At 31.4% G+C, this 15,501-nt stretch carries 14 protein-coding genes, 2 pseudogenes and 1 riboswitch; of the genes and pseudogenes, 12 read left to right on the plus strand and 4 right to left on the minus strand.

The features are described from left to right. Positions 1-41: 41 nt before the first annotated feature. The 6 genes and pseudogenes from AB3K27_RS08060 to AB3K27_RS08085 form a co-directional block, all read left to right on the plus strand. Positions 42-224, plus strand: a pseudogene (locus AB3K27_RS08060) (aminoacyl-histidine dipeptidase); the annotation flags it as partial. Positions 225-403: 179 nt separating this feature from the next. Then, on the plus strand, positions 404-2,323 hold the full coding sequence (locus AB3K27_RS08065; protein ID WP_368490699.1) for an OPT family oligopeptide transporter: 1,920 nt from the start codon (positions 404-406) through the stop codon (positions 2,321-2,323). Further along, positions 2,313-2,663 (plus strand): PqqD family peptide modification chaperone, encoded by a 351-nt coding sequence (locus tag AB3K27_RS08070; protein WP_368490700.1) that lies wholly within the window; start codon positions 2,313-2,315, stop codon positions 2,661-2,663. Before AB3K27_RS08065 ends, AB3K27_RS08070 begins: the two co-directional genes overlap by 11 nt. Positions 2,664-3,095: 432 nt before the next feature. Continuing rightward, complete coding sequence (locus AB3K27_RS08075; protein ID WP_368490701.1) at positions 3,096-3,503, plus strand: nucleotidyltransferase domain-containing protein; 408 nt, start codon at positions 3,096-3,098, stop codon at positions 3,501-3,503. Then, a complete protein-coding gene (locus tag AB3K27_RS08080; protein WP_368490702.1) occupies positions 3,496-3,900 on the plus strand; it encodes a DUF86 domain-containing protein in 405 nt (134 codons plus the stop codon). Before AB3K27_RS08075 ends, AB3K27_RS08080 begins: the two co-directional genes overlap by 8 nt. 148 nt (positions 3,901-4,048) lie before the next feature. Then, positions 4,049-4,351, plus strand: a pseudogene (locus AB3K27_RS08085) (Rpn family recombination-promoting nuclease/putative transposase); the annotation flags it as partial. Between the two features lie 59 nt (positions 4,352-4,410). Here the strand turns inward: AB3K27_RS08085 and AB3K27_RS08090 are convergent. Then, on the minus strand, positions 4,411-5,361 hold the full coding sequence (locus AB3K27_RS08090) for an Rpn family recombination-promoting nuclease/putative transposase (protein WP_368490703.1): 951 nt from the start codon (positions 5,359-5,361) through the stop codon (positions 4,411-4,413). A 266-nt stretch (positions 5,362-5,627) separates the two neighbouring features. Between AB3K27_RS08090 and AB3K27_RS08095 the strand changes: the two genes are divergently transcribed. Then, on the plus strand, positions 5,628-5,807 hold the full coding sequence (locus AB3K27_RS08095; protein WP_368490704.1) for a YjfB family protein: 180 nt from the start codon (positions 5,628-5,630) through the stop codon (positions 5,805-5,807). A gap of 388 nt (positions 5,808-6,195) precedes the next feature. On the opposite strand, the gene AB3K27_RS08100 is transcribed toward AB3K27_RS08095, so the two are convergent. Beyond that, positions 6,196-7,440 carry a hypothetical protein gene (locus AB3K27_RS08100; protein WP_368490705.1) on the minus strand — a complete coding sequence of 415 codons (1,245 nt, stop codon included), beginning with the start codon at positions 7,438-7,440 and terminating at the stop codon, positions 6,196-6,198. A 269-nt stretch (positions 7,441-7,709) separates the two neighbouring features. Here AB3K27_RS08100 and AB3K27_RS08105 point away from each other — a divergent pair, with 269 nt between their 5' ends. Next, positions 7,710-8,744: an FIST signal transduction protein gene (locus AB3K27_RS08105; protein ID WP_368490706.1), complete on the plus strand. Its 1,035-nt coding sequence runs from the start codon at positions 7,710-7,712 to the stop codon at positions 8,742-8,744. Positions 8,745-8,759: 15 nt separating this feature from the next. Then, positions 8,760-9,722 carry a methyl-accepting chemotaxis protein gene (locus AB3K27_RS08110; protein ID WP_368490707.1) on the plus strand — a complete coding sequence of 321 codons (963 nt, stop codon included), beginning with the start codon at positions 8,760-8,762 and terminating at the stop codon, positions 9,720-9,722. Between the two features lie 95 nt (positions 9,723-9,817). Here AB3K27_RS08110 and AB3K27_RS08115 read toward each other — a convergent pair whose 3' ends face one another. Beyond that, positions 9,818-11,239 (minus strand): sodium:solute symporter family protein, encoded by a 1,422-nt coding sequence (locus AB3K27_RS08115; RefSeq protein WP_368490708.1) that lies wholly within the window; start codon positions 11,237-11,239, stop codon positions 9,818-9,820. Between the two features lie 486 nt (positions 11,240-11,725). Here AB3K27_RS08115 and AB3K27_RS08120 point away from each other — a divergent pair, with 486 nt between their 5' ends. From AB3K27_RS08120 to AB3K27_RS08130, 3 genes are all read left to right on the plus strand, one after another. Beyond that, complete coding sequence (locus AB3K27_RS08120) at positions 11,726-12,772, plus strand: PocR ligand-binding domain-containing protein (protein WP_368490709.1); 1,047 nt, start codon at positions 11,726-11,728, stop codon at positions 12,770-12,772. 97 nt (positions 12,773-12,869) lie between these two features. Continuing rightward, a complete protein-coding gene (locus AB3K27_RS08125; protein ID WP_368491201.1) occupies positions 12,870-12,956 on the plus strand; it encodes a DUF2179 domain-containing protein in 87 nt (28 codons plus the stop codon). A gap of 145 nt (positions 12,957-13,101) precedes the next feature. Then, complete coding sequence (locus tag AB3K27_RS08130) at positions 13,102-14,553, plus strand: amino acid permease (protein WP_368490710.1); 1,452 nt, start codon at positions 13,102-13,104, stop codon at positions 14,551-14,553. 109 nt (positions 14,554-14,662) lie between these two features. On the opposite strand, the gene thiT is transcribed toward AB3K27_RS08130, so the two are convergent. Next, entirely contained in the window at positions 14,663-15,295 is a 633-nt protein-coding gene (gene thiT / locus AB3K27_RS08135) for an energy-coupled thiamine transporter ThiT (RefSeq protein ID WP_368490711.1), read from the minus strand. A gap of 62 nt (positions 15,296-15,357) precedes the next feature. Further along, a riboswitch (TPP riboswitch) is annotated at positions 15,358-15,457 on the minus strand. Positions 15,458-15,501 lie beyond the last annotated feature (44 nt).

Genomic DNA, 15,501 nt, shown 5'->3' on the forward strand with positions numbered 1-15,501 from the left:
TTCAAAACAAAATGACATTGCCCGTGAAGCACAGGCTGTTGGTAATTGCAACTCATGCAGGACTTGAATGTGTGCTTTTTGAAGAAAAGTTTAATGGACAACTAGACATGATATCTTTTGGCCCAGCTACGTTTGGAGTTCATACTGCAGATGAACATCCGAGCATACCTTCCACACAGAGAATATGGGGATATCTGGTTGAAGTACTAAAGACTCTTAAGTAAGCAATAAAAGGAGGTGGATTAAAATAACCTTTCTTATTATGATCGTGTATAACAAAACCATCTGATGATGAATATTTATTTTGCTATAAAAATATTCAATATAAGTATTACAAAAATTAAAAAGTGAATTTATAGTAATTGATGTATTGTAATTATTGCTATAAAAGGAGGTACATATTGTGAATAAAAAATTATCTAAAGGTGCCTATGGCGGCATATCTGGTAAAGATTATGTTCCCTATATTTCCAGCGGTTCTAAATCTGGTGGAAATGCTGCTGTGTTAATAATAGGTATTCTTCTAGCTGTGCTATTTGCAGCATCTACTGCTTATTCAGGTATGAAAGCAGGGCTTACAGTTGCCGCTGGTATACCTGGCTCTATATTAGGCTCCGTATTTATAACTATATTTGCCAAACAAAAAGGTATCCTTGGCAAAAACTTACTTCAAGGTATGTCAAGTGGTGGAGAATCCATTGCTAGTGGTATAATATTTGTTTTACCAGCAATCCTTTTAATAGGTTCAAAAGTTTCTTTCTTAGAAGGTTTTGTTGTTGGTGTAGGTGGAGCTTTATTCGGTATAGGAATAGCTTCCCTTGTTTACAATTATTTAATAGTTGAAGAACATGGTAAATTGATGTATCCTGAGTCAATGGCTATATCTGAAACACTTGTTGCTTCAGAAGGTGCTAAAGAATCAATCAAGTACATGGGAACCGGATTTGGAATAGGCGGTGTTATAACTGTTTTAACTAGTTCATTTCTAAATGTGACTAACAATGTTATAAGTTATGTAAACGAATCCTTCTACAAATGGAAATTTGAAGTTGAAGTTAACCCACTATTATTAGGCATAGGATTTATAGTTGGTATGGAAGTAGCGTTGACTATGTTTGCTGGCTCTATATTATCTAATTTCGCTATTATGCCTTTAATAGGCTACTTTACCTCTCTAGGACAAGGCGGTCCATCTGTATGGAATAATCCGCATGTTGCTATAAACGCCATGCAGGTTAAAGATATAGCAGGTAGTTATGTAAAATATATCGGGGCAGGTATAATGCTTTCTGGCGGCTTGATAAGTGCCGTAAGACTTATACCAACTATAGGATCTTCTATAAGGGAAACTCTTAATGCCAAGTCTTCAAAGGGTACTGGTAGTTCATCTGCTGAAAACCTAATATTACTTAGTGGTATATTAATAGGTTTTATAGGCGGTTTTCTGGTATCTGGTGGTAACATATTAATGGCAGTAATTGCTTCTATTTTATCACTATTGTTATCCTTGCTATTTGTTATAGTCTCCGGTCGTTTAACTGGTACTATAGGAACTTCAAACCTTCCTGTATCTGGTATGACTATAGCTTCTATAGTTATTGTGACATTATTATTTGTAGGAATGGGATGGAAAAACATTGGAGATAACAGATCTCTACTATTATTTGGTACATTTATAGTTACTGCCATAGCTGCAGCTGGTGGTTACAGTCAATCACAAAAAGTTACTTTTATAGTTGGCGGTGACAAGAATGAAATGCAAAAATATTTTGCCGTAGCTAGTGTAGTTGGTGTTGCAGTAGTTACTGGTGTCATATTATTACTTTCAAGTCAACTTGCAATGACTGGTGATAACGTACCCTTTGCATTACCTCAGGCTAATTTGATGTCAACGTTGACCGCAGGTATAATGTCAAATAAATTACCATGGGTCATGATAATTGTTGGAGCTGTTATTGGAGTTGTTTTATTCTTGGTAAAACTTCCTGTAATGACAGTTGCTATAGGATTCTATCTACCGATATCTACGACTTCTATAATATTGATAGGTGCATTCGTTCGTTTATTTGTAGAAAAAATTTCTAAAACTGAGAAAGAAAAAGAAGCTAAAGTTTCTAATGGTGTAAGTTTATCATCTGGACTTGTTGCCGGTGGATCTATAATAGGACTTATTGGTATAATACTTCAAGTATCAGGCATTGTAAAAGGAAATGGTCCAAGCGGATTTGCAGCTACTAATGGAATGGCATTTGTAATGTTGATAGTTCTTGTAATAGCGTCCATGATACCTATACTGAAAAGTAAAGTGAAAAATGATGAGTAACAACGAAGAACTTTTAAATATAATATTTAAAATCTCGGATAACTTGGAATATGAAGTTGATAAAGACCATATTGTGACTATACTTGAAAAACAAGATGACAATATCCAAAGGTTTTTGAGAAAGCTTAAATTCAGAATTCCAGGGTATAAAAAAATTACTATGGATGAGTACGGAAGTTATGTGTTTCTACAAATAGATGGCAATAAAACTGTAAGAGATATTGGAAAAAATCTAGAAGTAGAGTATGGTGATAAAGTTCATCCACTCTACGAAAGGTTGTTGCTATTTTTAAATCATATTGATGTTAATTGTCACTATATAGAAAAAACAAATTTGTAATAAAAAAGATGGCAGTATATTGTAGCTGCCATCTTTTTTATTACTTTCACTTTTAAATTTTACAAAATCCATATTAGTATTAAAATATGATATAATATTGGAAAAAGGATGATGGATAAGTATGTCAGCAAATATTAAAGTATATGATGATATTATTCCAATAGTAAACATGCTAAATGGAAGGAAAACTATAGATGAAAAAGTAAATGTTTCAATTGTATATGGTGGTCATATATAAATTATATTATAGATAAAGCTAAATATTTTATTGAAAGGATAAATAAAAAAGGGAGAATTTTTTGGAGGATAAAATTTATGGTTAAACGAGAAATAGTAATTTCAATTTCTTATTTTGAGTGAAATTGATGAACATTTATATGATGTGAATTTTATATCTAATATAGAACTTTGTTTAGAATAGGAGTGAGTTCGTTGAATATAGATAAAAGTGATATAAATAAAATAATTGAATTTCTTATAAGAAATGTAACTCCATATTTAATATATTTGTTTGGTTCAGCTGTGAATGGAATTTTTAGAGAAGATAGTGATATGGATATAGCTTTTTTAAGTGATAATGAATTTACATCCTATGAAGTGTTTATATTGGCACAGAAGCTTTCAGATAAGTTGAAAAGAGATGTTGATCTGATTGACTTGAATAAGGCATCTACGGTGTTTAGGGTTCAGATAATAGCTAAGGGTAATATTATATATTGTATTGATGATAATAGAAGAGCTTATTTTGAAATGTATGCATTTAAGGAGTACGCTACTTTAAATGAAGAAAGAGAAGTAATATTACAAAATATAAAAAAGAGGGGTAGGGTATATGAATGATGTAATATTGAATAAAATATCTGTTATTGAAAGATGCATAAACAGAATAAACGAAGAATATGATAATAATTTTGAAAATTTACGAAATTATACCAAGCAGGATTCCATAATTTTAAATATTCAAAGAGCTTGTGAGGCCTCTATAGATTTAGCCATGAATGTAGTATCTGAAAAAAAACTTGGTATACCTCAGAATAGTAGGGATGCATTTGAATTTTTATTTCATAACAATATTATAGATGAAAAACTTGCTGGCAATTTAAAATCCATGGTTGGATTTAGAAATATAGCTGTTCATGATTATCAAACAGTAAATTTAGATATAGTGAAAGAAATAATTGAAAACCATATATATGATTTAAAAAAATTTGCAAATCAAATGCTTCAAATTAAATAATTATCATTACATAATAGCTAATGAAAGTATTTTATATTTTAAAATAAAGCTTAAATTATACGAAAACTAACATAGAGCACAACCTGCGTAATGTGATAAAATGTAAGAAAGAAATGGGAGATAACCATGGAAAAGGAGTGGATTTGTAATGTGCAGGTTAAATCCTAAAGTGGATTTTGCATTTAAGAAATTATTTGGAAGCCCTGAAAATAAGGACATATTAATTTCATTTATAAATTCAGTACTTTCAGAAGAGGAGCAGGTTGAAGATATAGAATTAAAAAATCCCTATAACATAGCAAGTTATAGAAAAGGTAAAATGACCATACTGGATATAAAAGCTGTAGATGAAAAAGGAACCTGGTATGATATAGAAATGCAGCTGGCAGAAGACAGTGCGGTTAAAAAGGCTATAGAAAAGCTTGATATTATGTATCTTGATAAAGAAGAAAGGGAAATAATTGAAGACGTACTCGGATTTATAAATTCAAATCCAGGTACGTCCCTGTCCTAGTTTTTAAACTTTTCTAATTCTTCTATTGTAAGACCTGTCTTTTCAGCGACTATTTCTATATCCAATATATCTAGTAGATTTTTAGCTATTTTTATTTTTTCTTCCTTTTTACCCTGTTCAATACCCTGTTCAATACCTTGTTCAATACCTTTTTGTGTATAGTGTATTTTCCTTATTTCATCCACAGACATGTTAAATACACCTCCCTGTAATTTCTTAAATTCTTCATATTTATTTTCAAGTGCTGGATCTTCAATTAAGAATAAATATTCTAGGAAGTCTACCAATGCTTTTACTTGTTCGTTGTTTCTTACTTTGTCGTAATTTTTTAGTTCTTTTGCCAGTTCTATTTTTGCATTGTATATTTCTTCATCGGCAGCACCTGTATTTAATAATTTTTTACCCATTTTAAATACTAATTTCAACGGATTTTCATTATTTATACTTTCAAGATCTATTTTTTCAATATCCAAAGTTTTGAAATTATATACAAGTATATCTTCTGGAAGTTCCGGTAATTTGTATACATATTTTCTATCTTTTCCTCTTTCTCCTTTATAGGTATAAATTGCAGCTGCTACTATTTCCGATTTATCATCATACTTATATCTGAATTTATCCCATATCCTGTAAAAATATCTGAACATTCTCTCTCCAAAAACTTCATATCCACTGCTATAGCTTTGTACTTCCACATGTATGAATAGTATTTTACTCCTTCTGTCTTTTAATTTAACTTTTATAATTTTGTCTGAAATTATTTTTTCACTGCTCTCCCTGTCAAATATCTCTTTTTGTATCTCATCTAATTCTTTGTCCAGGGATTCTGTTCCGTGTTCCCATGCTATTTTATAAAATAATTCAGGAAAGAGAAGTTCTATTATCTCAACTTCAAAGGCTTCCAGTATTGTTTTCCATGCTGTATCAAAGTCATGTATTCTTGTCAAAGGTTTTTCACGTCCTTATAATTTAGTTAATTCTTTACCTTGATTATATCAAATAATCAGTATATTTGGCATTATAATTTGAGATCTTTTCTAAGGAAATTATATCTTTATTTTCATTCTGGGATTGTACTACCTGTATTATAATAAAATGAATTTACATTTTATGAAGTGTTTATATTGTCACAAAAGCTTTCAGATAATATTTAAAGTAGTTCTTAAACTATACGAAAACTAATATAGAATATAAACATTAAAGGAGGGATATTATGGATATAGCGGCACTTTCTGTAGCAATGAGTGAGTATAGTGTTAAACAATCAGCAGGTATAGCCATTACTAAAATGGCTATGAATGCATCAGAGCAGAATGCTGTAAATATGACAGATATGATAAATAGTATGGCAGTTGATCCTAATTTAGGAAGTAAACTGGATGTAAAAGTATAATATTTATGGATGAAAATGAAAAATCGAAGAGTTAAACCACAGTATAAATAATTTGGCTCAGCAGGTAAGAGCACTGGATGAAGAAAGCAGAATAACAAAGCATGGAAAAATACTTTAACTTAAGCATATGTCCTATTAAGGTATAGTCCAATGTTTAATAGGGTATGTGCTTAAGTATATTAGGTTCTTCATAATGAGGATAATAAGAAAAGTTCAGAGGAGATTTTAAAAAAGGTCGTAGATGAGAATTTCACTGTGTATGAGGAATCATCAATAGATATACTTGCATGATGGGATGTGAAAGTTTTATATTTATGCTAGTTGAAGCATGGGGAAAAGTACTTTTTCAACACTTTCCCTTATAGTAAAACCTAAATTTAAAAATTACTTAGCAAGCTTCTTCATTGAATATCTCACGCTTGCTTATATCCTTGTAAGCTCCGGTATTTACTACGCTTTCAGGATTTTGTGATAGTGCGTCTTTTTTGACCATGTCTTCATCTAATCTATTTTTTGCCTCTGTTAACTGATCTTTAATAGTGGACATTTTTCCAAGATAAATTAGCATTAATTTCATTATTGCTTGTTCCTTGGATTCTTCCAGTCTTTTTTCATATTTTTCATATTGCTTTTTTAACAGTTCATAGTAGGCTTTATCTTTATTGATTTGATTTTGATATTCATCTGATTGAGAGCTAAATGCAAAACTTTTATGATAGGCTGATATGTTTTTTAACATGGTATTGAAAACTTTTTTTCCTGTGAAATCAGAAATTTTACCTGATTTCAGAAAGTCCTGAGTCATAGTATATGCCTTGTTTATGGCATTTGCAGCATCTTCTGTGGACCAGTTGCCGGAAACTGGATTGTATGTACCATCTGATGAGTATTCTCTAACATGATCTTTGAATTTAGGTATTTCCTTTAAAAAATTATGAATTTCTTTAATGTCATTATAGCTGATATTTTCAATATTTGTAACTGATTCATTACTGGAGAGTTTTATTTCAATATTATACTCTAAATTATTTAACATATCTGAATCCTTATCTTTAAAGGCTTCTTTTACTACGGAAATGGCTTTGTCAGCTAGAGAAAGTATATTGTCTTTAAAGGCTTTCCTATTAAATTTAGTATCATTTGAATTATTGTCATAACTCCACTTTGTGGAAGCATAGTCAAAAAAATATTGAAAATCATTAGTTATGCTTTGGGCTGCAGTATTAACAGCATCATTATAGGTTTTATCTAAAATAGCTATTTTTTTCTCCGCTTCTTCTGGAGAGAATTGTTCTACGATTTCTTTTCTTATTTTTGCATAATTTAAAGCATAGTTTTCAATAAAGTCAGCATCTATGGAGTTCTCAGATAGAAAAGTATCTCCGTTATTTTGTATATTTTTTAGAGTGGGCATAGTAGGTGAGGCTTCTTTATTATCTTCTAATCCTGTTATTTTTTGCATGTATTCATATTGCAATTTTCCATCATCAGATATATATCCTATTTCGTGTAATAAGTTATTAGTTGATTCTGCAGATGAGTTTGTAATTAAATTTAAAGATGATGTTTTATTTATAGCATGACTATTAATTATGTTAGAAAAGTTGATAATTCCATTTTTAAACGTGATCAAAGTTATAATCCCCCTTCTAAAGTAATCATTAGTAATATCGTTATTACGACAAATAACTTTAATACTGTGACTGGGAATCATATGTCTTCATCATCTTGTGGGAACATTTTTTTATTTATGGATCTAATTAATTTAAATGGTGAAATATATGAAGATTAGTTAGCTATATATAAATAATTCATATTATGTACGGAAAATTCTTATTAATTATGATATAATATTTGATGAGATTTAGATCAGGATAAATTGTTAAAATAGGGAGATTTGATATGAAAGCCTTATATTTTTCTAAAATCCAGGAAGCTTTTAGATTTATTGGAGAAACTGATGAAAGTAAAGGAATAATTTTATTTTCTTCTGTAGACAATATAAAGGAATTATCTAAAAATGTTCATAAAGACATAATACTTTGTTCAACTGCCGGAGAATATACATATGAAGGATATAAAGATGGGGTGATTACTGGTTTTCAATATGATAAAAAAGAAGTGGACATAGTGGAGATATTATATCCACCTATATTAAGTGTAAATGAACTTAAAAGGGCCTATGGAAATGTAAAAAGCAATAAAAATGCATTTATGTTGTTATTATGTGATGGACTAAAGGGAATCGAGGAAAGTATTTTAAGCACTTTTTATTTTATGGATTCCAATTTTAAAATTATAGGTGGTAGTGCAGGAGATAACGGGAAATTCGAGGAAACTTATATTTATATGGGGAATAAGAGAGTTATGAATATTGCCTTATTTTTCAACTTGAAGAGAAGGACAGATATTGTTAAGGAAAATATATATGTAAAAACGGATAAGATACTGAGAGTTACTGAAGCTGATGTGGTAAAAAGAAGGGTAATGACTTTTAATAATAATCCTGCAAGTACTGAATATGCCCGTGCAGTGGGAGTAAGTGAAAGTAGACTACCGGAATATTTTATGAGCAATCCTCTGGGAAAATTATATGAGGATGATATACTTATTGCTTCTCCTATGAAAGTAAATGAAGATAAGTCCATTACATTTTATAGTGAACTCATGATTAATACATTTGTATATCTTTTGAAACCTGTAGAGCCTATAGGTGTACTTAGGGAAACATTAAAAAATGTATCCTTCAAGCCGTCTTTTGTATTTTCGATAAATTGTATATTTAGAAAATTATTATTTGTAAAGGATAGTATATGGGAGGATTTTGATAGGGAAATGACTTTATTCTGTAGAAATACTGCCGGATTTATAAGTTATGGGGAACAATATTATAAGAAACATTTAAATCAAACTATGGTAATGTTGCTGGTGGAATAGAGGGTGATTAAGCATATGGCAGAAAGTTTTAATAAAAAGATACATCCCAAAAATATTGATGAAAATAATACAAAGTATATATTTCCATATATAACCCAGGTATTTGAATTAAATAAAGAAATAGAGAAGGAAACTAATCGTATAATAGAAGAAGAGGAAATATCTACATCTAATGTAGACATGCTGTTAAATGAATCTGGATATACAGAACAGCAGATAAAAAAAGTTGAAGAACATCTTCAGGATTTAGCCGAAAGCAGTAAAAATACCAATGATTTAATAGAAAAACTTTTTAAGAGTTTCATTAAAGAATCAGAAAAAGTCAACAATATAAAAGCACAAAATGCCCTTATGGATGGGGAAATGAATATTATAGAGAAAATGTTTAATGAGTTTATACTTTTGTGTGATAAATTAAAGATACAGTATGAAAGCATTGAACAATTTACAAATGTTATTTCCAATGTAGCAAAACAGACAAAATTGCTTTCATTAAATGCATCTATAGAATCTTCAAGAGCAGGGGAATATGGAAGAGGTTTTTCCATTGTTGCAGATGAAATAAAGAAACTATCTATTAACTCTCAAAATAATGTAAAAGATATAATAAATTCTTTAAAGGGTATGACAGAGATTATAGAACAGCTCAGTAGCAAGTCCAAAGAAGGAATGGACAAAGTCTCCAGTGCAGTTCAGGGCATTAAAAAGTCAGATGTATTGATGGACGATATTGTGGTATCACAGGGAGAATTTTTAAAGCATTTTAATAATGTGAAACATTCCCAGAAAAATAATTTAAGTGATGTAGAAGAGATAAATCATGAACTTACCAATATTATTAAGAAATCCAATAATGATAAAAATGAATTTGAAGGGCTAATTATGGGCTCTCAAAAGAAGGCAGATTATATTTTAAATATTTTGCACCATCTTAACCAGATTGAAATTTTGTGGAAAAAATATGTTTCAAAAAGTTAACAAAATAAAAGTTGGACAGAAATGTAGTAAGAAATATATTTTTGTCCAACTTTATTTTGACAATATATATGTATGCTTTTTAGATTATCTTAGATTTACACAACATCTTCAATGGATTTCAATTGTTCAGATGTAAATATGTTGTGTTTGTCTAGTACTGCTATCAATAGGAAAGTGCAAAGACATACTAGCCATTCCATAAATATTACATGAGGGAATATCCTAAATGAAGGTACTATTTGCCATACAAGTAAAACTATTATGCTTACTAAAGTGGTATAAAAGGCAGAACTTTTTCTGCATAGTTTAGGGTAGAATATGGTAAATAAAAATACTATTGTAAAGGCAGTGCAGAGACTTAAACCTATGGATATAGTTTTTAATATACCTGACATAGACGAAGCCAATACAAAAGTAAATACTCCAAGCAGAATAACCGATGTTTTATTTATTATAAGATATTTTTTGTCATCTACTTTTGGATTTATAGACTTTTTATATATATCTTGTGAAAATAGTGTAGACGCTCCCAGCAATAAATTACAAGCAGTAGATACATCTGCGGCCCAAAGTGCTGCAAGAGTTATGCCTGCTGCCAAAGGATTTAGGGACAGTATCATCTTAGGTAATGCCAAAGTAGCACTTACCTCTGGAAAAGCAACCTTAGCTGACATACCTATAAGGGCGCATAAAAATCCTATGGGAATCATGCATAATCCACCTATTATGAATCCTTTTTTTGCTGTTTTGGAATCCTTAGCTGCAAAAGCTATCTGTACAGGTCCCTGCATAGACATGACCTGGGTTAGCATAATTAAAAACCAGCTTAAAATTATCCATATACCGGTACCCTGGGTGAAGCTGAAATAAGGTACATTTTGTGGCAAATTCAATCTTATATTTTCAAATCCGCCGGTGGATATTACAGCTAATATGGTACAGAGTATAACTCCTGCATATTTTAAAGGTACATTAAATAAATTGCATAATCCTGCAGACCACATTCCACCCATAAAAGTTATACCTATAAATACACAGGCACTGACTATCATACCGGATTTTAATGTGAATACTCCAGGTAAAAGTGAAGACAAAATAGAACCACCGGCAATATACTGAAGTGACACAACTACTATAAGAATAACCATCTGGCATATAACGCAGATAAATCTTCCTTTCTCATCGTAGAACTTTCCAAAAAGCTCCGGTACTGTGGATACATTGAAATTTCTGTATTTCTCAGCAGTAACAAGTCCCATAACTATAGCCGCAAATCCCCAGGCCACAGTATACCATCCTGCTGCAAGACCTACACCGTAGGCTTGTTCTGCAACACCTATGGTAGAAGCCCCCCCAATGGCAAGACCTATAAGTGAACAGGCTACAATAGGAGTTGAAAGCTCTCTACCTGCTAGGGTATAACTTTCTCCTCCTTTGGATACTCTTCTTTTAGCAAAGAAACTTATTACAAAGAGCATTGCTATATAAAGTATAATAATTATTAATGATGCACTCATTTTTTACCCCCTGTTTATTTTGATCTACAGTTTGAGTCAATAATTTCTAAATTACATATAGAAAAAATCCGTATTGAAATTTAAGTACTTACCTAGCTGTAATTATATTTTATCTTCCCCCCTTTAAAGCATTAAAGTAAATGCTGGAATTTATAGGATTTCTGTTTCAAAACTTAATTTGTGCATGCATTAAGTTTAAATTCAGGAATCCTGTATTTTGTAGAATTACCTTCTACATAAATGTATAGATATAATAATTTTCATAAGTTGTACGAATATAAATATAAATATAAATATAGATTATATATTATACTATAATACAACTTACATTATAGTTGAAAATTCTTATAAATACAAGTGTAAGATAGTCACTAAAAACTTTACATTAAAAACTTTATGTAAAGCTAAGAATTTTACTTGTATATAATATATAATATATATTGTAATAAAAATTTAAATTTTTTATTTATAAAGGGAGGTACTACAATGATAAAAATATTGGATGATGGAGAATTAGATCTGGAATTATTGGAAGTGGAGGATGTTATAGATATAGATATATTGCAAAAGTTTCAAGATAATTTTGCTGAAGGTATGAATATTGCCAGTGTAACAGTGGACAAGCTTGGAAAGCCTGTAACAAAACCTAGCTCCTATACCGATTTTTGTTTGAATCTTACCCAGTCTACTTCTGCCGGAGAGGCACGCTGTGCAAAGTCCCATAAAAGAGGAGGAGAGGAGGCAACAAGACTTGAAAGGCCTTATGTCTATACCTGTCATGCAGGTCTGATTGATTTTGCTGCACCTATAATGATAAAAGACAATACAATAGGTACCATATTAGGTGGACAAGTTATGTATTCACATCCAGAAGAATCACGTTTTAGGGATACTGCCGCTGAAATAGGTGTGGATGCGGATAAGTATGTGGAGGCTTCAAATCATGTATATAAAGTAGATGAGAAAAATGTAAAGGCAGCGTCTGAAGTACTATATGTAGTTGCTAATGCACTTTGTAAAATAGGTTATGAATCCATTTTAGTAGGAACGGTTGCAGCAAATCTTTCTGAGAACTTTGAACAGATTTCAGCTACCATGGAAGAATTGGCAGCATCCTCTGTAGATGTAAGTAATAATCAGAAAGCTTTAAACGAAGAAATTACCAGAGTTAAAAGTATTTCTTTAGAAATAAACAGTGTATTAAATTCCATAAAAAATATAGCAGAACAGACGAAAATGCTTGGCTTGAATGCAGCTATAGAAGCAGCCAGGGCCGGGGAGCTTGGAAGAGGTTTTGGAGTTGTAGCAAGTGAAATAAGAAAATTATCTGAGGATTCAAAGCAGACAGCTTCCACCATAGTAGATCTGACTAAAAAAATACAAGAATCAGTGGATAATACTATTGAGACCTCTAATGCCACTCTTGAAACCACGGAACAGCAAACAGCAGCAATACAGGAAATTTCATCCAATGTTCAGCAAGTTTCGGAAATGTCAGATACTTTAAATGAAATGGCAAATTCAAAAATATAAAGTGGCGACATATGCTTACCTATTTTTCGATATATAGGATAAATATCTATAATTTACATCATCTTATAAAAGAATCTAAATAGGGGGAGTCACAAAAATATCCGGATTTGGAGGATATACTGGAGAGGAACGTACAATTTTAATGGTTGTTATGAATCAGCTAAGCTTAATCCACATACTATAAGGATGAAGTTAAAGATAAAAATGAAAAAATATGAAGATATTTTTATAAAATGGGTTTGGATACCCATTTTTTTATATATTTTATAGAATGTTTTTTTATTATTAAGACATACTATTTTTAGAATCACATAATTTGGAGGTGGATTATGGAAAAGAGACATAAAGGATTATCTGTTTTAGAACTTACAATGATGGCTCTTGGAACCGTAATTGGAGGTTCTTTTTTCCTGGGATCCTCTGTGGCTATCCATACCTTGGGCCCTTTTATAATTATTTCCTATGTATTAGGAGGAATTTTAGTATATTTTATTCTTTCTGCCCTTTCAGAAATGACAGTTGCGGATCCATCACCAGGATCTTTTTTTACATATGCTAGAAAAGCTTTTGGTTCTGGAGCTGGATTTATTGTAGGATGGGTCTACTGGACTGGCATGGTTCTTGCTATGTCCAGTGAAGCTGCAGCCGTATCTATTTTACTGCGCAGATGGTTTCCAGGCATATCCATATCTTTTTTTGGAAGTATGACCATTCTTGTAATTACATTGCTTAATTTATTAGGTGCTGATAAGTTGAGTAAACTGGAAAGTGGTCTCGCTGCTGTTAAGCTGCTGGCAATAGTATCTTTTATAATTATCGCCCTGCTTTTAATTACAGGTCTTTTAGGGTTAAATCCCGGTGTAGCGGGGGTTAAAGTGAGAGGAATGTCATTTTTGCTTCCAGGAGGAATAAAAAGTATTGCAGGAAGTATGCTTACAGTTATGTTTGCCTATGCAGGTTTTGAAATAATAGGCCTGGCAGCTTCTGAGACTGATAATCCACAGAAGATGATTCCAAAAGCTATAAAATATACTGTATTAAGTCTTGTGGTTCTTTATATAGCTTCCATTTCTGCAGTTCTTCTGTTAATCCCTACAGAGGCTCTTGGTGAAAATGTAAGTCCTATGGTAGCAGCACTTAATAGATGGGGAATGAACTGGGCTGGAAATGTGATAAATATAGTAATGGTTATAGCAATACTTTCTACAATGCTGGCAGCTATGTTTGGGATAGGAAGAATGATCCGTTCTCTTGCAGATGAAGTTTACGCTCCCGGGTGGTTAAAGGATAACACAAATATTCCCTACAGAGGTATGATGTTTTCTGGTGCAGCTATGTTCTTGGGGCTAATGATGGGACTTTTATTTCCCAGAGTGTATTTGTTTTTAGTAAGCTGTGGAGGATTTTCATTACTTTTTACATATATAATGATTGTAGCTTCACAAATTCGATTGCGTAAAAAGCATATGTACATTATAGAAGAGAAGCAACATAGCTACATTTCATGGATTACTGCCATAAGTCTTATTGCTATTATTTTAAGCATGCCTTTTATCCCAGGCCAGGCATCAGGTCTCATAGCAGGTATAGTAATTATTGTCTTTTATTCAGTAGTATACATAGGTGTGAAGTATTATGTAAGAATTAAAAAATATGTCAGATTAGATAGTAGATTTGATGCAAAAGAACGTAAAGCTAATTTTTTTATGGAGTTTTCTAAAGAATTAGTTGAGAGGAAAAAAGTTTTCCCGAAAAGGAAGGGGAAAAAATATGATAAGTGAAGTATTTCATCTTGCTCAAAGCTCTAGTGATAATGCAGAAACTATAAAGTCCAGAAATTCAAAATTTAATTTCAAGGCTAGTAGCATCACGGCTATTAGCCTTGCCAGTTCAATTAGATATTATTTTTTTATTTATAATTGTTTCTAAATGTTTTACAGGAAGTAATATTATTATTGAAATACATATTACACCTTCAATAGCCATAAATATACCATTTAAGGTAAGAGAATAAATTGCGGGGGACATTCCTTTTGGGGCAAAGCTTCCAAAGAAGATTACTCCAGATATAAAATGACATATAAATCTTCCTAAAAGTGCCAGCAATGTACCTATAATTTTTCTGTTTCTAAAATATCCAGCTATACCTAAAGCCATAAATGGTAGAGGATAATCAAATATAACTTGTACAGGATGAAGTATGTATGGATCTAATATTAAGGTTATAATTCCATATAAAAATCCAGTAATGAAACCAACTTCCGGGCCATAAAGTAAAGCCATGAGAAGTATAGGTACCATACTTCCTAAGGTTATACTTCCACCTTGAGGCAGATGATATATTCTAAATATTTTAAGTATGGTGGCCAGTGCCAGTGCTATACCTATATGAGTTATAAGCTGTGTAGTGAATTTAACATTTTTAACTTTCGCCCAGAATAGGATAAAAATAATAACAGCAATTAATGCAAAAATAGAAGTTGGGTGAGATGAGATCTCTGTAATATTTTTTATTAAAGACATAAAAAACCTCCTTACTCAGCTAAGGTGCTAAAAAAGTCGCATTCCATAGGAATACGACTTGTTTTTTTAAAAATCCGCTTCCCTACGCTGGTGTTATCCAGATCAGGTAGAAGGGTTAACAACTGGTGTTTCTCAGCCTACAAGGCACCCCTAGCATTAAGTATTTAATTATTATATAATCATTATAGTATATAATGTATAATATT

Origin of the sequence: Clostridium sp. BJN0013 (assembly GCF_040939125.1) — a bacterium.
Lineage (GTDB): Bacteria > Bacillota > Clostridia > Clostridiales > Clostridiaceae > Clostridium_B.